Raw genomic sequence first — 22,024 nt, 5'->3', positions numbered from 1 at the left:
AGCCTAACGAATTTGGACCAGAAACGCACTGTTAGAGGGCGAACATTCCGATCTACGACATTTTCGTGTCGCGTTTATGCATATAAATGGTTGGTGTCTGTAAGTCCGTCTTCGCGGGTAAGCCCGCTCCCACATTGGAACGCGGTCAACTGTGGGAGCGGGCTTGCCCGCGAAGGGGACAGCACAGCCAACACAAATGCCAGAAACAACAAAGGCCACCCGAAGGTGGCCTTTGTTTGGTGAAGCGTCAGCTAAGCGCGAGGCTTACTTGACAGCCCAACCGGTCAGCTCGGCCAGGGCCTTGCCGATGTCTGCCAGCGAACGCACGGTTTTAACGCCTGCGTCTTGCAGAGCAGCGAATTTCTCGTCTGCAGTGCCTTTGCCGCCAGAGATGATTGCGCCAGCATGGCCCATGCGCTTGCCCGGAGGAGCAGTCACACCAGCGATGTAGGAAACAACCGGCTTGGTCACGTGTGCCTTGATGTAGGCAGCCGCTTCTTCTTCAGCCGAACCGCCGATCTCACCGATCATCACGATCGCTTCGGTCTTCGGGTCTTCCTGGAACAGCTTCAGGATGTCGATGAAGTTCGAACCCGGGATCGGGTCACCACCGATGCCGACGCAAGTCGACTGACCGAAACCGGCGTCAGTAGTCTGCTTCACAGCTTCGTAGGTCAGGGTGCCGGAACGGGAAACGATACCGACTTTGCCTGGCAAGTGAATGTGACCTGGCATGATGCCGATCTTGCATTCGCCTGGGGTGATCACGCCTGGGCAGTTAGGGCCGATCAGGACTACGCCCAGCTCGTCGCACTTAACTTTAGCGTCCAGCATGTCCAGGGTAGGAATGCCTTCGGTGATGCACACGATCAGCTTGATGCCGCCGAAAGCAGCTTCCAGGATCGAGTCCTTGCAGAAAGGAGCCGGAACGTAGATCACGCTGGCGGTGGCGCCAGTGGCAGCTACAGCGTCTTTCACGGTGTTGAACACTGGCAGGCCCAGGTGCTCGGTGCCGCCTTTGCCTGGAGTTACACCACCAACCATCTTGGTGCCGTACTCAATGGCTTGCTGGGTGTGGAAACTACCTTGCGAACCGGTAATACCCTGGCAGATAACTTTGGTGTCTTTATTGATCAGGACGCTCATTATTTGCCCTCCGCAGCTTTGACAACTTGTTGAGCAGCGTCGGTCAGGCTGGTAGCAGCGATGATGTTCAAACCGCTTTCTGCCAGTACTTTAGCGCCCAGCTCAGCGTTGTTGCCTTCAAGGCGAACAACAACCGGGATTTTCACGCCGACTTCTTTCACAGCGCCGATGATGCCTTCGGCAATCATGTCGCAACGAACGATGCCGCCGAAGATGTTGACCAGTACTGCAGCGACGTTAGTGTCGGACAGGATGATCTTGAACGCTTCGGTAACGCGTTCCTTGGTAGCACCGCCGCCCACGTCGAGGAAGTTGGCTGGCTTGCCGCCATGCAGGTTGACGATGTCCATGGTACCCATGGCCAGGCCAGCACCGTTGACCATGCAACCGATGTTGCCTTCCAGCGCTACGTAGTTCAGTTCGAACTTGGCAGCGTGCGCTTCGCGCGGATCGTCCTGCGACGGATCGTGAAAAGTCTTCAGCTTAGGCTGACGGTACATGGCGTTGGCGTCGATGTTGATCTTGGCATCGAGGCAGTGCAGATCGCCGTCAGCCTTGATCACCAGCGGGTTCACTTCCAGCAGGGCCAGGTCGTGATCCTTGAACAGTTTGGCCAGACCTACGAAGATCTTGGCGAACTGGGCAACTTGCTTGCCTTCCAGACCCAGCTGGAATGCCAGCTCGCGCCCCTGGAATGGCTGAGCGCCAACCAGTGGATCGATAGTGGCTTTCAGAATTTTTTCTGGAGTGTCGTGAGCGATTTTCTCGATGTCCACGCCACCTTCGGTGGAAGCCATGAACACGATACGGCGGCTCGAACGGTCAACGACAGCGCCCAGGTACAGCTCTTTAGCGATATCAGTGCACGATTCAACCAGGATCTTGGTGACTGGCTGACCGTTGGCGTCAGTCTGGTAAGTCACCAGACGCTTGCCCAGCCACTGCTGTGCGAAGGCTTTGGCGTCTTCTTTGCTGCGAACCAGCTTTACGCCGCCCGCTTTACCGCGACCACCGGCGTGGACCTGGGCTTTGACAACCCACTCGCTGCCACCGATTTTGTCGCAAGCTTCTGCTGCTGCTTCCGGGGTGTCTACCGCATAACCGGTGGAAACTGGCAGGCCGTACTCAGCGAACAGCTGCTTACCCTGATACTCGTGAAGATTCATGCTTATTACCGTCTTCGTTAGGTACTGCGCATTCGGTGCTGCACTCATTCAAGTGCCGCACCACCTGTGACTGCTGCTTGCATAGCCTTTCCGGATACCCGGTGCAGCTATGCAAGACTGCGTCCAGCGGATATTCCGCGGTGAGTCTTGCATGCAAGGCTCACGACGGGCCAAACCGCCGTGGTTTCTTATTATGTCTTAACGCTTCTTGCGGTTGGCGATGTGGATGGCGCCGCCATTCACTGCCAAAGCAGCTTCGTGCAAGGCTTCAGACAGGGTCGGATGGGAGAAAACCATCATGCCCAGGTCTTCAGCGCTGGTGCCGAATTCCATACCGATCGCGCCCTGCTGAACCAGTTCTGCAGCGCTTGGGCCAATCACGTGGACGCCCAGTACGCGGTCTGTCTTGGCATCAGCGATGACCTTGACGAAACCACCGGTATCGTTGGCAGCCATGGCACGGCCAGAGGCTGCGAACGGGAAGGTGCCGACGTTAACTTCAACGCCTTCAGCTTTCAAGGCCTGCTCGGTTTTACCGACCCATGCGATTTCCGGGTGAGTATAAATAACCGACGGGATCAGATCATAGTTCATCTGGGCCTTGTGGCCCTTGATGCGCTCGACAACCATGATGCCCTCTTCCGAGGCCTTGTGCGCCAGCATCATGCCGCGAACCACGTCGCCGATGGCGTAAACGCCCGGTACGGTGGTGGCGCAGTGATCGTCAACGTGCACGAAACCGCGCTCGTCCAGGGTCACGCCGCAGTCGGCAGCCAACAGATCAGTGGTCACCGGACGGCGACCAACGGCTACGATCAGCTTGTCGAAAGTGATGTTCTGTTCGCCCTTGGCATCGGTGTAGTTAACCACGACTTCGTCGCCGTTCACTTTGGAACCGGTTACGCGAGCGCCCAGCTTGATGTCCAGGCCCTGTTTGGTCAGGGTTTTCAGCGCTTCCTTGGAAACAGCGGTGTCCGCTGCCATCAGGAAGGTGTCCAGGGCTTCCAGGACAGTCACTTCCGCGCCCAGACGCGACCAGACCGAACCCAGTTCCAGACCGATCACGCCAGCGCCGATCACGCCCAGACGCTTAGGCACGGATTGGAATTCCAGGGCGCCAGTCGAATCGACGATCACATTCTGGTCAACCGGAGCTGGCGGAATGTCGATCGGACGCGAACCTGGAGCCAGGATGACGTTTTCGGCTTCGATGATTTCAACCGAGCCGTCTGGCTTGGTGACTTCGACTTTCTTGCCGGCCAGCAGCTTGCCGTGACCCTGGATCGAGGTCACACCGTTGGCCTTGAACAGGGTCGCAACGCCGGAGGTCAGGCCTTTGACGATGTTGGCCTTGCGGCCGACCATCGCTGGCACGTCCATGGTCACGCCAGCGTGATTGATACCGTGGATCGCAAAACCGTCCTGGGCTTCGTGGAATTTCCACGAGCTGTCCAGCAGGGCCTTGGATGGAATGCAGCCGACGTTCAGGCAAGTACCGCCCAGAGCCAGTTTGCCTTCCTTGTCGGTGTACTTCTCGATGCAGGCAGTGCTGAGGCCCAGCTGAGCGGCCTTGATGGCAGCCACGTAACCGCCAGGGCCCGCGCCGATCACTACTACGTCAAATTTCTGCGACATTCAAAAAATCCTCTTTAGCGAAAAGCTTCAAGCCGCGAGCGGCAAGCCAGGCTGCGGGTTTTCCGACAGCCCGGGCTTGCAGCTCATGGCTGCTTCTATCAGATATCCAGCAACAGACGAGCCGGATCTTCCAGCAGGTTCTTGATGGTCACCAGGAAGGTCACAGCTTCTTTGCCATCGATCAGACGGTGATCGTAGGACAGTGCCAGGTACATCATCGGACGGATAACGACTTGGCCGTTGATGGCCATAGGACGCTGGATGATGTTGTGCATGCCCAGGATGGCTGCTTGTGGCGGGTTGACGATCGGAGTCGACATCATCGAACCGAAAGTACCACCGTTGGTGATGGTGAAAGTACCACCGGTCATTTCGTCCATCGACAGTTTGCCGTCACGGGCTTTCTTGCCGAAGGTGGCGATGCCGCCTTCGATTTCAGCCAGGCTCATCAGTTCGGCGTTACGCAGAACCGGTACAACCAGGCCGCGATCGCTGGAAACTGCAACGCCGACGTCAGCGTAGCCGTGGTAAACGATGTCGCCGCCGTCGATCGACGCGTTGACAGCCGGGAAGCGTTTCAGCGCTTCGGTAGCTGCTTTTACGAAGAACGACATGAAGCCCAGGCGCACGCCGTTGTGGGACTTCTCGAACAGATCCTTGTACTTCGAACGCAGGGCCATGACTTCGGTCATGTCGACTTCGTTGAAAGTGGTCAGCATCGCCATGTTCGATTGAGCTTCAACCAGACGCTTGGCCACGGTGGCACGAACGCGGGTCATCGGTACGCGCTTCTCGATGCGGTCGCCAGCGGCAAACACAGGAGCAGCGGCAGCCGGAGCAGCAGCCTTGGCAGGTGCGGCAGCAGGAGCAGCTTTCTTGGCTTCGACAGCGGCAACCACGTCTTCCTTGGTTACACGACCATCTTTGCCGGTGCCTTTGACGGAAGCCAGGTTGATGCCGTTTTCTTCGGCCAGCTTGCGAGCAGCAGGAGCTGCGATAGCGTCCTCGTCAGCGCTGGCAGCAGGAGCAGCGGCAGCAGCGGCCGGAGCAGCAGCGGCAGCCGGAGCGGCAGCAGCAGCGCCGCCTTCAACGATGGAGCCCAGGACTTCGTCGGACAGAACGGTTTCGCCTTCGTTCTTGACGATAGCGCCCAGCACGCCGTCAGCGGTAGCCAGCACTTCCAGCACGACTTTGTCGGTTTCGATGTCGACGATCAGTTCGTCGCGCTTGACCGCGTCGCCCGGTTGTTTGTGCCAGGTGGCAACGGTGCCATCGGCAACCGATTCCGGGAAAGTGGGGGCTTTGATCTCGATAGCCATTGTCTGTGGTTCCTTAAATTCGGTTTCAGGTGCGCGAAGGCGTTAAACAGTAAAGGCGTCTTGCAGCAGTTTTTCCTGCTGTTCGGCGTGCATCGATGCGTAACCGCATGCTGGTGCAGCAGAAGCCTCACGGCCCGCGTACTCGAGTACGAGAGACTTGTTGAGGTTGCTGATGCTGCGACGCATGTGGTGTTGGCTGCAGTACCACGCACCCTGGTTCATCGGCTCTTCCTGACACCACACGGCATGCTTGACGTTGGTGTAAGGCGCCAGGACTTCCTTCAAGTCGTCCTCAGGGAATGGGTACAGCTGCTCGATACGCACGACAGCGATGTCGTCACGACCTTCGGCACGGCGTTTTTCCAGCAGGTCGTAGTAGACCTTGCCGCTACACAGAACAACGCGCTCGACCTTTTTCGGGTCTTGGGCATCGATTTCCGGGATGACGGTCTGGAACGAACCTTCGGCCAGATCTTCCAGCGTCGAGATGGCCAGCTTGTGGCGCAACAGCGACTTCGGAGTCAGAACGATCAAAGGCTTGCGCAGCGGGCGAATCACCTGACGACGCAGCAAATGATAGATCTGTGCCGGCGTAGTCGGCACGGCTACCTGAATGTTGTGCTCGGCGCACAGCTGCAGGTAACGCTCCAGACGAGCCGAGGAGTGCTCCGGCCCCTGACCCTCATAACCGTGCGGCAGCAGCATGGTCAGACCGCACAGACGGCCCCACTTGTGCTCGCCACTGGTGATGAACTGGTCGATAACCACCTGGGCTCCGTTGGCGAAGTCGCCGAACTGGGCTTCCCAGATCACCAGCGCATCAGGCGTGGTGGTCGAGTAACCGTATTCGAACGCCAGTACGGCTTCTTCGGACAGGAACGAATCGTACAGGTCGAAACGTGGCTGGCCGTTGTACAGGTTCTGCAACGGGATGTAGGTGCCCGCGTCTTTCTGGTTGTGCAAGACAGCATGACGGTGCGAGAACGTACCGCGGCCGATGTCCTGGCCGGTCATGCGGATCGGGTGACCTTCGAACGCCAGGGTCGCGTACGCCATGGTTTCGGCGTAACCCCAGTTGATCGGCAGGCCGCCGGCTTGCATCTTCTGACGGTCTTCGTAGATTTTCGCGACCTGGCGCTGAACCACGAAGCCTTCCGGAATTTCCAGCAGCTTGGCGGACAGTTCCTGCAGGGTCTTCAGATCGAAGCGAGTGTCGTGACGTGCGGTCCAGGCGTGGCCCAGATACGGACGCCAATCCACGAACAACTCTTTGTTCGGCTCTTTGACCAGGCTCTTCACCACGTGCAGACCGTTGTCCAGCGCGTTGCGGTATTCGTCGACTTTCGCCTGAACACGCTCTGCGTCCAGCACACCGCCCTGGGTCAGACGATCGGCATACAGCTCACGGGTGGTGCGCTGCTTGGTGATCTGCTGATACATGATCGGCTGGGTGCCGCTTGGCTCGTCGGCCTCGTTGTGGCCACGACGACGGTAGCAGACCAGGTCGATCACCACGTCACGCTTGAACTGCATGCGGTAGTCGATGGCCAGCTGGGTCACGAACAATACGGCTTCCGGATCATCACCATTCACATGGAGGATCGGCGCCTGGATCATTTTCGCAACGTCGGTCGCGTACTCGGTGGAACGCGAGTCCAGCGGGTTGCTGATGGTGAAACCGACCTGGTTGTTGATCACGATGTGCACGGTACCGCCGGTCTTGAAACCGCGGGTCTGCGACATCTGGAAGGTTTCCATGACCACGCCCTGACCTGCGAAAGCAGCGTCACCGTGGATGGAGATCGGCAGAACCTTCTCACCGGTCGGATCGTTACGACGGTCCTGACGGGCGCGAACCGAACCCTCGACCACCGGGGAAACGATTTCCAGGTGGGACGGGTTGAACGCCATGGCCAGGTGAACTTCACCACCGGAGGTCATCACGTTGGACGAGAAGCCCTGGTGGTATTTCACGTCACCGGAACCCAGCTCGACCTTCTTCTTGCCTTCGAACTCGTCGAACAGCTCGCGCGGGTTCTTGCCGAAGGTGTTGACCAGCACGTTCAGACGGCCACGGTGGGCCATGCCGATGACGATTTCCTTGGTGCCGTAGGAACCGGAACGCTGGATCAGCTCGTCGAGCATCGGAATCAGGCTTTCGCCGCCTTCCAGACCGAAACGCTTGGTACCCGGGTATTTGGTGCCCAGGTATTTTTCCAGGCCTTCGCCGGCGGTCACGCGCTCGAGCAGGTGGCTCTTGATGTCGGCGGAATACGTCGGACGACCGCGCACGCTTTCCAGACGCTGCTGGAACCACTGGCGCTGCTCGGAATCGGTGATGTGCGTGAACTCAGCGCCGATGGTGCGGCAATATGTCTGCTGCAACGCTTCGTGAATTTCGCGTAGGCTCGCTTCCTCTTTGCCGATGAACAGGTCGCCGGCACGGAAGGTCGTATCAAGATCGGCATTGGTCAAGCCGTAATGATTGATCGACAGGTCTGCAGGTGCAGGACGCTGCCACAGTCCCAGCGGGTCAAGCTGGGCTGCCTGGTGGCCACGCATACGGTAGGCCTGGATCAATCGCAGCACTTCAACTTGCTTCTTCTCGTGCTCACTGCTCACGCTGCCGGCGGAAACCGGTTGGGCGCGGCGCTGGTTCTTTGCCAGCAAGACGAAATGGTCGCGAATTGTGGAGTGCGAAACATCGGTGGCAGAGTTGCCGTCAGCAGGCAACTTCTGGAAGTAGGTGCGCCACTCTTCTGGCACAGCGTTAGGGTCGTGCAGGTAGAGCTCGTAAAGCTCTTCCACATAGGCAGCGTTACTACCGGATAGGTAGGCACTGTTCCACATGCGCTGCATCACGCTTTCTTGCATGCTTGGTCACCCTCGGTTAGGGGAACACCATCGGTGTCGACACCGAGCAAACTTGCAGAAGTCCGAATGCAGCGACCAAAACAAGCCACTAGGATCACACTGATAGTCCGGGTACCAGCCCGGATGCCCCTGCTTGTCTCATTTCTTCAAAATAAGAGCCGCAGCCTTTTAAGCTGCTGCTCAGGTTAAAACTACGGCGCCGGTTGAAGCCTGCGCCGTAGCATCTACGGGTACAGCGGGTACAGCAGCTGAATCACACGCCGCTCGAGAGCAACATGTTACGGATGTGACCGATGGCCTTAGTCGGGTTCAGGCCTTTCGGACATACGCTGACGCAGTTCATGATGCTCCGGCAGCGGAATACGCTGAACGGGTCATCCAGCGCAGCCAGACGCTCGGCCGTCTTGGTGTCGCGGCTGTCTGCCAGGAAGCGGTACGCTTGCAGCAGGGCAGCTGGACCCAGGAACTTGTCCGGGTTCCACCAGAAGGACGGGCAGGAAGTCGAGCAGCAAGCGCACAGGATGCACTCGTACAGACCGTCGAGCTTTTCACGTTCTTCAGGGGACTGCAGGCGCTCGATGGCCGGAGCCGGCGTGTCGTTCTGCAGGTATGGCTTAACCTTTTCGTATTGCTTGTAGAAGATGCTCATATCGACGACCAGGTCACGGATAACCGGCAAACCTGGCAGAGGACGAACGATCAACTTGTTACCTTTTACGACAGCAGACAGCGGCGTGACGCAGGCCAGGCCGTTTTTGCCGTTGATGTTCATGCCGTCGGAACCGCAAACACCTTCACGGCAAGAGCGACGATAGGAGAAACCCTCGTCCTGCTCTTTGATCAGGGCCAGCACGTCCAGCACCATCAGGTCTTTACCACCGGTATCGACCTGGAATTCCTGCATGAACGGCGCGGCGTCCTGATCAGGGTTGTAACGATAAACGCTGACTTGCAACATGGCGGCCACCCTTAATAAGTCCGAATCTTAGGTTCAAAAGTCGGAACAGTCTTCGGCGAGAAGTTCACGGCACGCTTGGTCACGCGCTTGTCACCCGGGAAGTACAGGGTGTGGCACAGCCAGTTTTCATCGTCGCGATCTTCGAAGTCTTCACGGGCGTGAGCACCACGGGACTCTTTACGTACTTCGGCAGCGATGGCGGTGGCTTCGGCCACTTCCAGCAGGTTCTGCAGTTCCAGCGCTTCGATACGTGCAGTGTTGAACGCCTGCGACTTATCGTTGATCTTCACGTTGGCGATGCGTTTGCGCAGATCAGCCAGCTGGGCAATACCCTTCTGCATGTATTCGCCGGTACGGAATACACCGAAGTAGTTCTGCATGCAGTTTTGCAGCTCGCGACGCAGGGTAGCCACGTCTTCGCCTTCGGTACGCTCGTTCAGGGCGGACAGACGCGCCAGGGCAGCCTGGATGTCGGCGTCGGTGGCGTCGTCGTATTCGATACCATCGGTCAGCGCCTTTTCCAGGTGCAGGCCGGCAGCGCGGCCGAATACCACCAGGTCGAGCAGCGAGTTGCCGCCCAGACGGTTGGCACCGTGAACCGATACGCAAGCCACTTCACCCACTGCGAACAGGCCAGGGATGATTTCGTCGACGCCTTCGCCGTTCTGGGTGATCGCCTGGCCGTGAATGTTGGTGGCAACGCCGCCCATCATATAGTGGCAAGTCGGAACAACCGGAACCGGAGCAACAACCGGGTCAACGTGCGCAAAAGTCTTCGACAGTTCGCAGATGCCTGGCAGACGGCTGTGCAGCACTTCCTCGCCCAGGTGGTCGAGCTTGAGCATCACGTGGTCGCCATTCGGACCGCAACCGTTGCCGGCGATGATCTCTTTAACCATCGAGCGGGCAACAACGTCACGACCGGCAAGGTCTTTGGCGTTCGGAGCATAACGCTCCATGAAACGCTCGCCGTGCTTGTTGATCAGGTATCCACCTTCACCACGGCAACCTTCTGTAACCAGTACACCAGCGCCGGCGATACCGGTCGGGTGGAACTGCCACATTTCAATGTCTTGTACCGGCACGCCAGCACGCAGCGCCATGCCAACGCCGTCACCGGTGTTGATCAGGGCGTTGGTGGTCGAAGCGTAGATACGACCTGCACCGCCGGTAGCCAGTACGGTGGCCTTGGCACGGATGTAGGTGGTTTCGCCGGTTTCGATGCAGATGGCGATCACGCCGACGAACTCGCCTTCGCCGTTCTTCACCAGATCGACAGCGTAGTACTCGTTCAGGAACACGGTACCGGCTTTCAGGTTGCCCTGATAAAGGGTGTGCAGCAGTGCGTGACCGGTACGGTCGGACGCAGCGCAAGTACGCGCAGCCTGGCCGCCTTTACCGTAGTCCTTGGACTGACCGCCGAATGGACGCTGGTAGATACGACCTTGCTCGGTACGCGAGAATGGCATACCCATGTGGTCCAGCTCGTAAACGGCAGCCGGGCCTTCCTGACACATGTATTCGATAGCGTCCTGGTCACCGATGTAGTCGGAACCCTTGACGGTATCGTACATGTGCCAGCGCCAGTCATCGTTCGGGTCAGCGGACGCGATTGCGCAGGTGATGCCGCCCTGGGCGGATACAGTATGCGAACGGGTCGGGAAAACCTTGGTGATCACGGCAGTCTTGTGACCGCCCTGTGCCAGTTGCAGCGCTGCGCGCATGCCGGCACCGCCACCACCAATAATGATGGCGTCGAAAGAAATCGTTGGAATGTTAGCCATGACTCAGATACCCCAGAGAATCTGCACGCCCCAGACGAAGTAAGCGAACATCGCAACGCCGCATACTGCCTGGAAAAGGAAACGTATAGCCGTCGCGGACTTGCCGAACGCCATTGGCGTCAGGTAGTCGGTCGCGATGGTCCACATGCCGACCCAGGCGTGAGCGCCGAGGGCAACGAGGGCCAGGAGGCTGAAGATACGCATTCCGTTGTGGGCGAACAGTTCATGCCACTGGGCGTACTCGAGGCCAGGGTTGGCCACGATGTATCCGATCAGGAAGATGAAGTAAGCCGCGAGAACGACCGCAGACACACGTTGCGCCATCCAGTCATAGAGGCCCGAACGCGACAGGTTCGTGACGTTAGTTACCATATCCAAACTCCTGCCAGAACGATTACCACCACGGAAACGGCGATAACGATTTTCGAGCCCAGCTTGCCGCCTTCCAGCGTCTCACCGATGCCCATGTCCATGATCAAATGGCGCACACCGGCTACCAGGTGATACAGCAGAGCGGACAGGATGCCCCATGTCACTAGCTTGGCTAGCGGACTGGTCAGACACGCTTTCACCTGACCGAAGCCTTCCTCGGAACTCAGCGACTTGTCCAATGCGTAAAGCATGATGGCAAGGCACACGAAGAGGATGACACCGGAGATTCGGTGAAGGATGGACGTGTAAGCAGTGACTGGGAGTTTGATGGTCCTTAGGTCTAGGTTTACAGGTCGTTGGCTTTTCACGGCTTTTTTTTCACACTGAAGAGCCCCTAACAATCAGGGCAAAGTTGTTGGGGAGTGCACTGGTCAGGTAACCACCACCCAGGGATGCGACCCCCAATGAAAGCAAGCCCAAAAGCCCTTGGCGGTCGGTGGCCGAGTATAGACAGTTAGGCTACTAATGACAACGCAAACACCTAACCCGAACAGCTGATTGCGCAACTGACATAAAAGGCGTAAATGGCAGCCAATTTCGAGAAAAAAGTCCGGTTAAAGCCTTCTGGAGCAAGACTTTAGGCAAATTGACATTCGAATTTATCTCACTATAGTGGTGCGGGCCCTGCGTGGGGGGTCTGTCTGATGATTTCAAGCATAAATAGGAGGCCACATGGCTGACAAAAAAGCGCAGTTGATCATCGAGGGCGCAGCCCCCGTCGAGCTGCCCATTTTAACCGGCACCGTTGGTCCCGATGTTATCGATGTTCGGGGCCTGACGGCCACGGGCCGTTTCACCTTTGACCCAGGCTTCATGTCGACCGCCTCGTGCGAGTCGAAGATCACCTATATCGACGGCGACAACGGCATCCTGCTGCACCGCGGCTACCCGATCGAACAGCTGGCTGAAAAGTCGGACTATCTGGAAACCTGCTATCTGCTGCTCAACGGCGAACTGCCGACCGCAGAACAGAAGGCCCAGTTCGTCAGCACCGTGAAGAACCACACCATGGTTCACGAGCAGCTGAAGACCTTCTTCAACGGCTTCCGTCGCGACGCCCACCCGATGGCCGTCATGTGCGGCGTAGTCGGCGCCCTCTCGGCGTTCTACCACGACTCCCTGGACATCAATAACCCGCAGCATCGCGAAATCTCCGCGATCCGCCTGGTTGCCAAGATGCCGACCCTGGCAGCGATGGTTTACAAGTACTCCATGGGCCAACCCATGATGTACCCGCGCAACGATCTGTCGTACGCGGAAAACTTCCTGCACATGATGTTCAACACCCCGTGCGAGATCAAACCGATCAGCCCGGTACTCGCCAAGGCCATGGACCGGATCTTCATCCTCCATGCCGACCACGAGCAGAACGCTTCGACCTCCACCGTGCGCCTGGCCGGCTCTTCGGGTGCCAACCCGTTCGCCTGCATCGCCGCCGGCATCGCTGCACTGTGGGGCCCTGCCCACGGCGGTGCCAACGAAGCCGTACTGACCATGCTCGATGAAATCGGCGATGTTTCGAACATCGACAAGTACATCGCCAAGGCCAAGGACAAGAACGATCCGTTCAAACTGATGGGCTTCGGTCACCGCGTTTACAAAAACCGCGACCCGCGCGCCACCGTGATGAAGCAGACCTGCGACGAAGTGTTGAAGGAACTGGGCATCCAGAACGATCCGCAACTCGAACTGGCCATGCGCCTGGAAGAGATCGCCCTGACCGACCCGTACTTCATCGAGCGCTCGCTGTACCCGAACGTCGACTTCTACTCGGGGATCATCCTCAAGGCGATCGGCATTCCAACCAGCATGTTCACCGTGATCTTCGCCCTGGCGCGGACCGTCGGCTGGATCTCCCACTGGAAGGAAATGCTCTCCAGCCCGTACAAGATCGGCCGCCCGCGCCAGCTGTACACCGGCTACGAGTCGCGTGACATCACCAAGCTGGAAGACCGCAAGTAAGATTCATGCTGTAGCGTGTTGAGTTGTACCGGAGACGGCCTCTATTTATATAGGGGCCGTTTTTGTTTGCCTCTTTTAATTGTGTACATTTCCGTTATTTAGGTAGCGGCGACTTACGGTTCCGCTTTTACAGCGGGTTACTTTGGAAAAGCCCCAAAGTAACCAAAGGGCTCTTGCCCCTTACGTTCGGTGCCTCGCCAAGGCTCGGCATTCCCTCGCTCCGGTCCTGCTCCGTGGACCCGCCGCCATCGGCCATCCATGGCCGGCGGCGGCTAACCCGGCATCCATGCCGGGTTGCCCACTGCGCAGAACCTCCACTCGGCCTCTCGAGGGGGCAAGAAGATCAAAAGCAAAAGCAAAAGCGGCGTACACCCTCTGCGCTTCACCACTCAACAGGCCGAGCGTTAGCTCGCCTGCAGCTTTTGATCTTGATCCACCCGCCCCCTCGGGAGGCTGAGTGGAGGTGTTCATCCGGGGATTGGCGCGCAGCGCCGTTCGACGCAGTCGAACCCATTGCATGTAGGTCGAAGCGAAGCCGACCGGAGGGCAATGCCCCCGGATGAATGCCGGAGCGAAGGAACCCCGAGCCTTAGCGAGGGGCCGTACGTAAGGGGCGAGACCTTTGGTTACTTTGGGGCGTTTGCCAAAGTGACCCGCTGTAAGAGCGGAACCATAAGTCGTCGTTACCGCAGGAATGGATACGTACGCGGTCAACAAGAGACAGGTCGGCTGTCAGGCCGCCTTCGCGAGCAGGCTCGCTCCCACAGTAAATCGGGCACATCCAAAAAAATTCAGGTCGATTACCGCCCAATAAAAAATGCCCCGATCTCTCGACCAGGGCATTTCCATTCAACACAACTTAAACAGTCAAACCCAAATGCTTAGTGCGAAACAGCACCACTTGCACCCAGGCCAGTCTGCGAACGAACAAACTGCGGGAAGAACAGCGCCCGCTCATTGTCAGCCGCAGTCGACTTGTCAGTGATCGAGAAGAACCAGATCCCGACAAAGGCAATCATCATCGAGAACAGCGCCGGGTACTCATACGGGAAGATGGCCTTCTCGTGATGCAGGATCTGCACCCAGATGGTCGGACCAAGCACCATCAGGCCCACGGCACTGACCAGCCCCATCCAGCCGCCGATCATCGCACCGCGGGTGGTCAGCTTTTTCCAGTACATGGAAAGCAACAGTACCGGGAAGTTGCAGCTTGCCGCGATGGAGAACGCCAGGCCCACCATGAACGCAATGTTCTGGCTCTCGAACAGGATACCCAGACCAATGGCCAGCACCGCCAAGGCGATAGTGGTGATTTTCGAGACACGGATCTCGTCCTTCTCGTTAGCCTTGCCCTTCTTGATCACGCTGGCGTACAGGTCGTGGGACACCGCCGAAGCACCGGCCAGGGTCAGACCGGCAACCACTGCCAGAATGGTCGCGAACGCCACCGCCGAGATGAAGCCCAGGAAGATACTGCCACCCACCGCGTTGGCCAGGTGCACCGCCGCCATGTTGTTACCGCCCAGCAAGGCGCCAGCAGCGTCTTTGAAGGCCGGGTTGGTGCTGACCAGCAGGATCGCGCCGAAGCCGATGATGAAGGTCAGGATGTAGAAGTAGCCAATGAAGCCGGTTGCGTACAACACGCTCTTGCGAGCTTCCTTTGCGTCACTCACGGTGAAGAAGCGCATCAGGATGTGCGGCAGGCCAGCGGTACCGAACATCAGCGCCAGACCGAGGGAGAACGCCGAGATCGGATCTTTCACCAGGCCGCCCGGGCTCATGATCGCTTCAGCTTTCGGGTGAACCTTGATCGCCTCGGAGAACAGCATGTTGAAGTCGAAGTTGACGTGCTTCATCACCATCAGTGCCATGAAGGAAGCACCGGACAGCAACAGGACTGCCTTGATGATCTGCACCCAGGTGGTCGCCAGCATGCCGCCGAACAACACGTACAGGCACATCAGGATACCGACCAGGATCACCGCAACGTGGTAATCGAGACCGAACAGCAGCTGGATCAGCTTGCCGGCACCGACCATTTGCGCGATCAGGTAGAACGCCACCACCACCAGCGAACCACAAGCGGACAGCGAGCGGATCTGGGTTTGCCCCAGGCGATAGGACGCCACGTCGGCAAAGGTGTACTTACCCAGGTTACGCAGGCGCTCGGCGATCAGGAACAGAATGATCGGCCAGCCCACCAGGAAGCCGATCGAATAGATCAGGCCGTCGTAGCCGGAGGTGAACACCAGCGCAGAAATACCCAGGAAGGATGCTGCCGACATGTAGTCACCGGCAATCGCCAGACCGTTCTGGAAACCGGTGATCTTGCCGCCAGCGGCGTAGTAGTCGGAGGCCGAGTTGTTTTTCTTGGACGCCCAGTAAGTGATGTACAACGTTGCGCCGACAAACGCCACGAACATAAGGATCGCGGCGACGTTCAGCGGTTGTTTCTGCACGGCACCGGTCAGGGCGTCAGCCGCCCAGGCGCCAGGCGCGAAAGCTGCGATGCTCAAAAGAGCCATTAGACGGCGGATCATTGCTGAGCCTCCTTGAGAATCGCATTGTTCAGGTCGTCGAACTCGCCGTTGGCGCGTCGTACGTAGATACCGGTCAGGATGAAGGCCGAGACAATCAGCCCGACACCGATCGGTATGCCCCAGGTAATCGAGGACTCAGGGCTGATTTTCGCCCCCAGCACCTGCGGCCCGTAAGCAATCAGAAGGATGAATCCGGAGTAAAGCCCTAGCATGATCGCCGAAAGAATCCAGGCGAATCGTTCCCTCTTGCTAACCAGCTCCTTGAAGCGCGGGCTGTTTTGAATCGAGAGGTAAATGCTGTCGTTCATTGTTTTTATCCTCGCAGCACAGATTTAGTTGGAACGGTATCCACTCTATGCGGCTGCGGGGCAGGTTCCAGACGACCTTAGTCTTAGAGCCCCATGGTGTTTTCACCAAATTCCAGCATGCACCAAACAACTGTGGGAGCGAGCCTGCTCGCGAAGGCGTCATGCCAGTCGACATATCAGTCAACTGACAGAACGCTTCGCGAGCAAGCCCGCTCCCACAGGGTCAAGCGTGCTCTTTGTTATTACTTGACCCAGGCAGCCACACGCTCAGGGTTTTTGGCGATCCAATCCTTCGCCGCGGCTTCAGGTTTGGCACCATCCTGAATCGCCAACATCACCTGGCCGATTTCATCCTTGGATTCCCACTGGAAGTTCTTCAGGAACTTGGCCACTTCCGGCGCCTTGGCCTCCAGGCCCTTGCTGCCGATGCTGTTCACGGTCTCAGCCGCGCCATACACGCCTTTCGGGTCTTCGAGGAAGCGCAGTTTCCACTTGGCGAACATCCAGTGCGGCACCCAACCGGTCACGGCAATGGATTCGTTCTTCTTCTCGGCACGGGTCAGCTCGGCGATCATGCCGGCGCCGGAACTGGCCTTGAGTTGATAACCGGTCAGGTCGTAGTCCTTGATCGCCTGATCGGTCTTGAGCATCACACCTGAACCGGCGTCGATGCCGACGATGCGGTTCTTGAAGGTGTCGTCGGTCTTGAGGTCGTCAATGGACTTGGCCTTGACGTACTCCGGCACGATCAGGCCGATTTTCGCGTCCTTGAAGTTCGGGCCGTAGTCGACGACCTGATCCTTGTTCTTCGTCCAGTACTCACCGTGGGTCACCGGCAGCCAGGCCGACAGCATGGCGTCGAGTTTACCGGTGGCCACGCCCTGCCACATGATCCCGGTAGCGACGGCTTGCAGCTTCACGTCATAACCGAGTTTCTGCCTGATCACTTCAGCCGCCACGTTGGTCGTGGCGACACTGTCCGACCAGCCATCGACATAACCAAGCGTCACGTCCTTGCCGGCGGCGCTTGCCACGGTCGAACTGATCGCCAGCACCAAAGCCGCACCTGCGCCCAAGAGTCGTCGCATCTTCATCGTTACTTCCCCGAAAGTGCTGCGCTCGACGGATGCCGAGTCGCTTAAACGTATTGTTATGGTGCACAGCGCCCCCATCACGCCCACCGCAAACTCGTTCGAACATCAGCGGAGTACTGACACTTGCGATAATCAACCTGACGCTCATGGCGACCTGCTCTGCCAGCGACCTCAAGGCATCGAGAAACGACATCAGAAAGCCATTAATCTTCGGCGCAACAAACACCCCCGCCACTCCGCCCGAACTTTGCATGTCAAAATCATGCAGGCCACCAAGCACGCGGTAAATGCAGGTAACATGCGCCGCTTTGTTCCCACACGGCCTGACCATGTCCGCGACCTCCCGCTTCCCTTTTGCTGCTTATCTATTCGCTTGCCTGCTCGGGCTGTTTGCCCTTGGCGGCTTCTGGTACGGCCTCGGCAAACCGGTGATCCTGCCGGATGTGGCCAGCGCGACGCACAAGCTGCAATGCGCCTCCTACACCCCGTTCGACAAGGATCAATCGCCGTTTGACGTGCCATTCAACTTGCGCCCCGAGCGTATGGATGCCGACCTCGCGCTGCTGTCCAAAAGTTTCGAGTGCATTCGCACCTATTCCATGACCGGCCTCGAAGCCCTGCCGGACCTTGCGCGCAAGCATGGCTTGAAGCTGATGATCGGCGCCTGGGTCAACAGCAACCCGGTGGACACCGAGAAAGAAGTCGACCTGCTGATCGCCTCGGCCAACGCCAACCCGGATGTGGTGAGCGCGGTGATCGTCGGCAACGAAACCCTGCTGCGCAAGGAAGTCACTGGTGCGCAGTTGGTGAAGCTGATCAACAAGGTCAAGAGTCAGGTCAAACAGCCTGTCACCTACGCCGACGTCTGGGAGTTCTGGCTCAAGCATCCGCAAATCGCCCCCGCCGTGGACTTCCTGACCATTCACTTGCTGCCGTACTGGGAAGATGATCCATCGAACATCGACGCTGCCCTGCAACATGTGGCCGAAGTACGCCAAGTGTTCGGCAACAAGTTCGCGCCCAAGGATGTGCTGATCGGCGAAACCGGCTGGCCAAGCGAAGGTCGCCAGCGCGAAACGGCCCTGCCGAGCCGGGTCAACGAAGCCAAATTCATTCGCGGCTTTGTCGCCATGGCCGAGCAACAGGGTTGGCACTACAACCTGATCGAAGCCTTCGACCAGCCCTGGAAACGCGCCAGTGAAGGTGCGGTCGGTGGTTACTGGGGGCTGTTCGACGCCGATCGCCAGGACAAGGGTGTGCTGGCCGGGCCAGTGACAAACGTACCGTACTGGTCGCAGTGGCTGGCGGTGGGCGGATTGATCTTCATCGGCACGTTGCTGCTCGGTGGCCGGGTCCGCACCACGCGTTCGGCACTGGTGCTACCCCTGCTCGGTGCCTTGGCGGCGTGTTCGATTGGCGCCTGGGGCGACCTGGCACGGGTGACCACGCGCTTTACCAGTGAATGGCTATGGGTCGGATTGCTGACCGCTCTGAATCTGCTGGTGCTGATCCATGCTGCGCTGGCATTGAGCCCTCGTGGCGGTTGGCGTGGACGGGCGTTCAACCTGCTGGAACGCCGTGCTGGCTGGCTGGTTGCAATGACAGGGTTCGCGGCAGCCGTGATGATGCTGGAACTGGTGCTCGATCCACGTTATCGCAGCTTCCCGAGTGTCGCGTTCATCGTGCCTGCGCTGGTTTATCTGTGCCGCCCGGTGAACGTGCCGCGCCGCGAGATTGCGTTGCTGACCTTCATCATCGGTGCCGGCATTGCGCCGCAGTTGTTTCGTGAAGGTTTGCAGAACCAGCAGGCCTGGGGTTGGGCGCTGGTGAGTGTGTTGATGGTGGCTGCGTTGTGGCGTTGCCTGCGGGTTCGCACAGCTTGATTTTGCATTGACCTGACTGGCCTCATCGTCGGAACGCCGCCCGGAGCAAGCTCGCTCCCACAGTAGATCTTCAGTGAGCACAAAATTTGTGTGCGACCAAGATCAATTGTGGGAGCGAGCTTGCTCCGGGCGGCGTTCCGACGATGGCGACCTGTCAGGCGACGTGGGCCGCCCTGACCAACCGCAACCCGGCAATCACCACCGCAAACACCGCAAGCGTCGTGTTGTACAACGCCAACGCCGGAAACCCGAACACCAGCGCCAGCACCGCCAGCCACCAGCCTGCCCGCCCCAGCACAACGAAGCCGACGATCGCAGCCGCCAACGCAGCCCATCCCAGGACTGCGAAGTGGATCATCAGCCCCAGGTTCGATCGCACCTGGCATTCCCAACGATTCGCCTCATCCACGCAAATGCCGACCCACTGCGCATCCTCCATGAAGCCATAACGCGCGCCATAACTGGCGGCCAGCCAGACAGGCAGCAAAACAAGCAGCAGGATCACGGGCAGGCGGCGAGACATGAAACACTCCAATTGGCGAAAAACGGCGGCCAGCTTAATCGCCCTCAAGGGTTTCGCAAGTGATAACAACTGTTAACTGGTCATTCAATCACTGCAAAGTGTATCGTCCAGCTACTATTACTTCGAAATTAAGCCTGCTTGGTGCCGAGGGTTGGCACTTTGGCGCACATCCGGTGGTCATAGCCTGCGAAATTCATTCGGCACCTTCTTCTAAGGGATCTAGTCATGCTCCGTTCCTTGCACTTCGCTGCCCTGTTTGGCGGCCTTATATTGAGTGCGTCCGCACTGGCGGTCGACATTGACGCCGCCAGTTACGGCTACCCCCTGACCAACCCGTTCGAGGCGACCATCGCGACCACGCCGCCGGACCTGCGTCCGGAGTTACCCCTGGACGACGATATCGATCAGGAGGTGCGCAGCGTCACCTTGCGTCCGGAACGGGCGTTCGAATTACCGGACAATTTCTGGGCGGTCAAGAAACTCGACTACCGCATTGCCACGCAGGATCACGCCGCACCGCTGATGTTCCTGATCGCCGGCACCGGCGCGCGCTATGACAGCACCCTGAACGAATACCTGAAGAAGCTCTATTACAAAGCCGGCTACCACGTGGTGCAGTTGTCATCGCCCACCAGCTATGACTTCATGAGCGCCGCATCACGCTTCGCCACGCCGGGTGTTTCCAAGGAAGACGCCGAAGATCTGTACCGGGTGATGCAGGCCGTACGGGCACAGAACCCGAAAATGCCGGTTACCGATTACTACCTGACCGGGTACAGCCTGGGGGCACTGGATGCCGCTTTCGTCTCGCACCTGGACGAAACCCGCCGCAGCTTCAACTTCAAGAAAGTCCTGCTGCTCAACCCGCCGGTCAACCTCTACACCTCGATCACCAACCTCGACAAGCTGGTCCAGACCGAGGTCAGGGGCATCAACACCAGCACCACGTTCTATGAACTGGTACTGGACAAGCTGACCCGCTACTTCCAGCAGAAGGGCTACATCGACCTCAATGATGCCCTGCTCTACGACTTCCAGCAGTCCAAGCAGCACCTGACCAACGAGCAGATGGCCATGCTGATCGGCACCTCGTTCCGCTTTTCGGCGGCCGACATTGCCTTCACTTCGGACCTGGTCAACCGTCGCGGCCTGATCACCCCACCCAAGTTCCCGATCACCGAGGGCACCAGCCTCACGCCATTCCTCAAGCGTGCTCTGCAATGCGACTTCGACTGCTACATCACCGAACAAGTGATCCCGATGTGGCGCGCCCGCACCGACGGCGGCAGCCTGTTGCAACTGATTGACCAGGTGAGCCTGTATGCGCTGAAGGACTACCTGCACGAAAGCCCGAAAATCGCGGTCATGCACAACGCCGATGACGTGATCCTCGGCCCTGGCGACCTGGGCTTCCTGCGCAGGACCTTCGGTGATCGCCTGACCGTTTACCCGTACGGCGGCCACTGCGGCAACATTAACTACCGCGTCAACAGCGACGCCATGCTGGAGTTCTTCCGTGGCTAAATACCTCCTGCTTTTCGCAGCGTTACTCTGTGCAGGCGTCGCCAATGCCGACAACAGCAAAGCCAACGCCCCCGTGGTCGTCGACAGTGATGGTTTCAAGGAACCGCTGAGCAAACTCAAATTCAACCCGGGTCTGGACCAGCGTGAGTTCGAGCGTTCAACCCTCAGCGCGCTGACCGTCTACGATCCGCTGGAAGAGTGGAACCGGCGCGTCTATCACTTCAACTACCGCTTCGATCAATGGGTGTTCCTGCCGGTGGTCAATGGTTACCGCTACGTCACCCCGAGCTTCCTGCGCACCGGCGTCAGCAACTTCTTCAACAACCTCGGCGACGTGCCGAACCTGATGAACAGCCTGTTGCAACTCAAGGGCCAGCGCTCGCTGGAAACCACCGGGCGACTGCTGCTCAACACCACCATCGGCATCGCCGGCCTGTGGGACCCGGCCACCGCCATGGGCCTGCCGCGCCAGAGCGAAGACTTCGGCCAGACCCTGGGCTTCTACGGCGTGCCGGGCGGCGCTTATTTAGTCCTGCCGATCCTCGGTCCGTCGAACCTGCGTGATACCGGCGGCCTGCTGGTGGATTACTCGGCCGAGAGTGCGATCAACTTCCTGAACGTGGCCGAAGTCAGCTCCAACCATCCGGAAGTGTTGATCCTGCGCGGCATCGACAAGCGCTACCAGACCAGCTTCCGCTATGGCCAGATGAACTCGCCGTTCGAGTACGACAAAGTGCGTTACGTGTATACCGAAGCGCGCAAGTTGCAGGTCGCCGAGTAATTCCGGCAGCTATAAATCAATGTGGGAGCGGGCTTGCTCGCGAAAGCGGTGTGTCAGACAACCTTTTTGGTGACTGACACAACCACTTCGCGAGC

The 22,024-nt window shown here is 58.6% G+C and carries 17 protein-coding genes; 4 read left to right on the top strand and 13 right to left on the bottom strand.

Translation table 11 applies throughout. The features are described 5' to 3' along the window. Positions 1-264 precede the first annotated feature (264 nt). From sucD to sdhC, 9 genes are all read right to left on the bottom strand, one after another. Positions 265-1,146, bottom strand: coding sequence for a succinate--CoA ligase subunit alpha (gene sucD / locus AC3IT9_RS08095; protein WP_007919877.1), 882 nt, complete (start codon positions 1,144-1,146; stop codon positions 265-267). After that, positions 1,146-2,312, bottom strand: coding sequence for an ADP-forming succinate--CoA ligase subunit beta (sucC, locus tag AC3IT9_RS08090; RefSeq protein WP_007919879.1), 1,167 nt, complete (start codon positions 2,310-2,312; stop codon positions 1,146-1,148). Before sucC ends, sucD begins: the two co-directional genes overlap by 1 nt. A gap of 198 nt (positions 2,313-2,510) precedes the next feature. After that, positions 2,511-3,947, bottom strand: a complete 1,437-nt coding sequence (gene lpdA, locus AC3IT9_RS08085; RefSeq protein ID WP_007998079.1) for a dihydrolipoyl dehydrogenase — start codon at positions 3,945-3,947, stop codon at positions 2,511-2,513. Positions 3,948-4,045: 98 nt separating this feature from the next. Continuing rightward, complete coding sequence (odhB, locus tag AC3IT9_RS08080) at positions 4,046-5,266, bottom strand: 2-oxoglutarate dehydrogenase complex dihydrolipoyllysine-residue succinyltransferase (RefSeq protein WP_489272624.1); 1,221 nt, start codon at positions 5,264-5,266, stop codon at positions 4,046-4,048. A gap of 42 nt (positions 5,267-5,308) precedes the next feature. Beyond that, on the bottom strand, positions 5,309-8,140 hold the full coding sequence (locus AC3IT9_RS08075; RefSeq protein ID WP_150724528.1) for a 2-oxoglutarate dehydrogenase E1 component: 2,832 nt from the start codon (positions 8,138-8,140) through the stop codon (positions 5,309-5,311). Between the two features lie 253 nt (positions 8,141-8,393). Beyond that, entirely contained in the window at positions 8,394-9,098 is a 705-nt protein-coding gene (locus tag AC3IT9_RS08070) for a succinate dehydrogenase iron-sulfur subunit (RefSeq protein WP_150724527.1), read from the bottom strand. A gap of 11 nt (positions 9,099-9,109) precedes the next feature. Further along, positions 9,110-10,882, bottom strand: a complete 1,773-nt coding sequence (gene sdhA, locus AC3IT9_RS08065; protein WP_150724526.1) for a succinate dehydrogenase flavoprotein subunit — start codon at positions 10,880-10,882, stop codon at positions 9,110-9,112. 3 nt (positions 10,883-10,885) lie between these two features. Beyond that, complete coding sequence (sdhD, locus tag AC3IT9_RS08060) at positions 10,886-11,254, bottom strand: succinate dehydrogenase, hydrophobic membrane anchor protein (RefSeq protein WP_008049683.1); 369 nt, start codon at positions 11,252-11,254, stop codon at positions 10,886-10,888. After that, positions 11,248-11,622 carry a succinate dehydrogenase, cytochrome b556 subunit gene (gene sdhC, locus AC3IT9_RS08055; protein WP_032829628.1) on the bottom strand — a complete coding sequence of 125 codons (375 nt, stop codon included), beginning with the start codon at positions 11,620-11,622 and terminating at the stop codon, positions 11,248-11,250. Before sdhC ends, sdhD begins: the two co-directional genes overlap by 7 nt. A 364-nt stretch (positions 11,623-11,986) precedes the next feature. Between sdhC and gltA the strand changes: the two genes are divergently transcribed. Continuing rightward, the gene (gltA, locus tag AC3IT9_RS08050; RefSeq protein WP_056721677.1) at positions 11,987-13,276 is read left to right on the top strand and encodes a citrate synthase; all 1,290 of its coding nucleotides are present in this window, start codon (positions 11,987-11,989) and stop codon (positions 13,274-13,276) included. Between the two features lie 881 nt (positions 13,277-14,157). On the opposite strand, the gene AC3IT9_RS08045 is transcribed toward gltA, so the two are convergent. The 3 genes from AC3IT9_RS08045 to AC3IT9_RS08035 all read right to left on the bottom strand — a co-directional run bounded on the left by AC3IT9_RS08045 (position 14,158) and on the right by AC3IT9_RS08035 (position 17,218). Next, positions 14,158-15,816, bottom strand: coding sequence for a cation acetate symporter (locus tag AC3IT9_RS08045; RefSeq protein ID WP_150757701.1), 1,659 nt, complete (start codon positions 15,814-15,816; stop codon positions 14,158-14,160). After that, complete coding sequence (locus AC3IT9_RS08040) at positions 15,813-16,124, bottom strand: DUF485 domain-containing protein (RefSeq protein ID WP_008052644.1); 312 nt, start codon at positions 16,122-16,124, stop codon at positions 15,813-15,815. Before AC3IT9_RS08040 ends, AC3IT9_RS08045 begins: the two co-directional genes overlap by 4 nt. Before the next feature lie 242 nt (positions 16,125-16,366). Continuing rightward, the gene (locus AC3IT9_RS08035) at positions 16,367-17,218 is read right to left on the bottom strand and encodes a glycine betaine ABC transporter substrate-binding protein (RefSeq protein WP_150757700.1); all 852 of its coding nucleotides are present in this window, start codon (positions 17,216-17,218) and stop codon (positions 16,367-16,369) included. Between the two features lie 287 nt (positions 17,219-17,505). Between AC3IT9_RS08035 and AC3IT9_RS08030 the strand changes: the two genes are divergently transcribed. After that, complete coding sequence (locus AC3IT9_RS08030) at positions 17,506-19,101, top strand: glycoside hydrolase family 17 protein (protein ID WP_353742362.1); 1,596 nt, start codon at positions 17,506-17,508, stop codon at positions 19,099-19,101. 154 nt (positions 19,102-19,255) lie between these two features. Here AC3IT9_RS08030 and AC3IT9_RS08025 read toward each other — a convergent pair whose 3' ends face one another. Then, entirely contained in the window at positions 19,256-19,624 is a 369-nt protein-coding gene (locus tag AC3IT9_RS08025; protein ID WP_150757698.1) for a hypothetical protein, read from the bottom strand. Positions 19,625-19,849: 225 nt separating this feature from the next. Between AC3IT9_RS08025 and AC3IT9_RS08020 the strand changes: the two genes are divergently transcribed. After that, positions 19,850-21,148, top strand: a complete 1,299-nt coding sequence (locus AC3IT9_RS08020; protein ID WP_150724521.1) for a serine/threonine protein kinase — start codon at positions 19,850-19,852, stop codon at positions 21,146-21,148. Then, entirely contained in the window at positions 21,141-21,929 is a 789-nt protein-coding gene (locus AC3IT9_RS08015) for an MlaA family lipoprotein (protein ID WP_150724520.1), read from the top strand. The genes AC3IT9_RS08020 and AC3IT9_RS08015 overlap by 8 nt, the downstream gene beginning before the upstream one ends. The last annotated feature ends 95 nt before the right edge of the window (positions 21,930-22,024 follow it).

The sequence above is a fragment of the Pseudomonas sp. KH_046_1 genome (genome assembly GCF_057839025.1).
The sequence above is the reverse complement of the archived record's forward strand: the minus strand, read 5'-3'. Positions and strand labels throughout refer to the sequence as shown.

What these genes read in the sequence shown, in the direction of transcription:
- sucD (WP_007919877.1), bottom strand. Translation starts at nt 1,146, where the DNA reads ATGAGCGTCCTGATCAATAAAGACACCAAAGTTATCTGCCAGGGTATT.
- sucC (WP_007919879.1), bottom strand. Translation starts at nt 2,312, where the DNA reads ATGAATCTTCACGAGTATCAGGGTAAGCAGCTGTTCGCTGAGTACGGC.
- lpdA (WP_007998079.1), bottom strand. Translation starts at nt 3,947, where the DNA reads ATGTCGCAGAAATTTGACGTAGTAGTGATCGGCGCGGGCCCTGGCGGT.
- odhB (WP_489272624.1), bottom strand. Translation starts at nt 5,266, where the DNA reads ATGGCTATCGAGATCAAAGCCCCCACTTTCCCGGAATCGGTTGCCGAT.
- AC3IT9_RS08075 (WP_150724528.1), bottom strand. Translation starts at nt 8,140, where the DNA reads ATGCAAGAAAGCGTGATGCAGCGCATGTGGAACAGTGCCTACCTATCC.
- AC3IT9_RS08070 (WP_150724527.1), bottom strand. Translation starts at nt 9,098, where the DNA reads ATGTTGCAAGTCAGCGTTTATCGTTACAACCCTGATCAGGACGCCGCG.
- sdhA (WP_150724526.1), bottom strand. Translation starts at nt 10,882, where the DNA reads ATGGCTAACATTCCAACGATTTCTTTCGACGCCATCATTATTGGTGGT.
- sdhD (WP_008049683.1), bottom strand. Translation starts at nt 11,254, where the DNA reads ATGGTAACTAACGTCACGAACCTGTCGCGTTCGGGCCTCTATGACTGG.
- gltA (WP_056721677.1), top strand. Translation starts at nt 11,987, where the DNA reads ATGGCTGACAAAAAAGCGCAGTTGATCATCGAGGGCGCAGCCCCCGTC.
- AC3IT9_RS08045 (WP_150757701.1), bottom strand. Translation starts at nt 15,816, where the DNA reads ATGATCCGCCGTCTAATGGCTCTTTTGAGCATCGCAGCTTTCGCGCCT.
- AC3IT9_RS08040 (WP_008052644.1), bottom strand. Translation starts at nt 16,124, where the DNA reads ATGAACGACAGCATTTACCTCTCGATTCAAAACAGCCCGCGCTTCAAG.
- AC3IT9_RS08035 (WP_150757700.1), bottom strand. Translation starts at nt 17,218, where the DNA reads ATGAAGATGCGACGACTCTTGGGCGCAGGTGCGGCTTTGGTGCTGGCG.
- AC3IT9_RS08030 (WP_353742362.1), top strand. Translation starts at nt 17,506, where the DNA reads ATGCAGGTAACATGCGCCGCTTTGTTCCCACACGGCCTGACCATGTCC.
- AC3IT9_RS08025 (WP_150757698.1), bottom strand. Translation starts at nt 19,624, where the DNA reads ATGTCTCGCCGCCTGCCCGTGATCCTGCTGCTTGTTTTGCTGCCTGTC.
- AC3IT9_RS08020 (WP_150724521.1), top strand. Translation starts at nt 19,850, where the DNA reads ATGCTCCGTTCCTTGCACTTCGCTGCCCTGTTTGGCGGCCTTATATTG.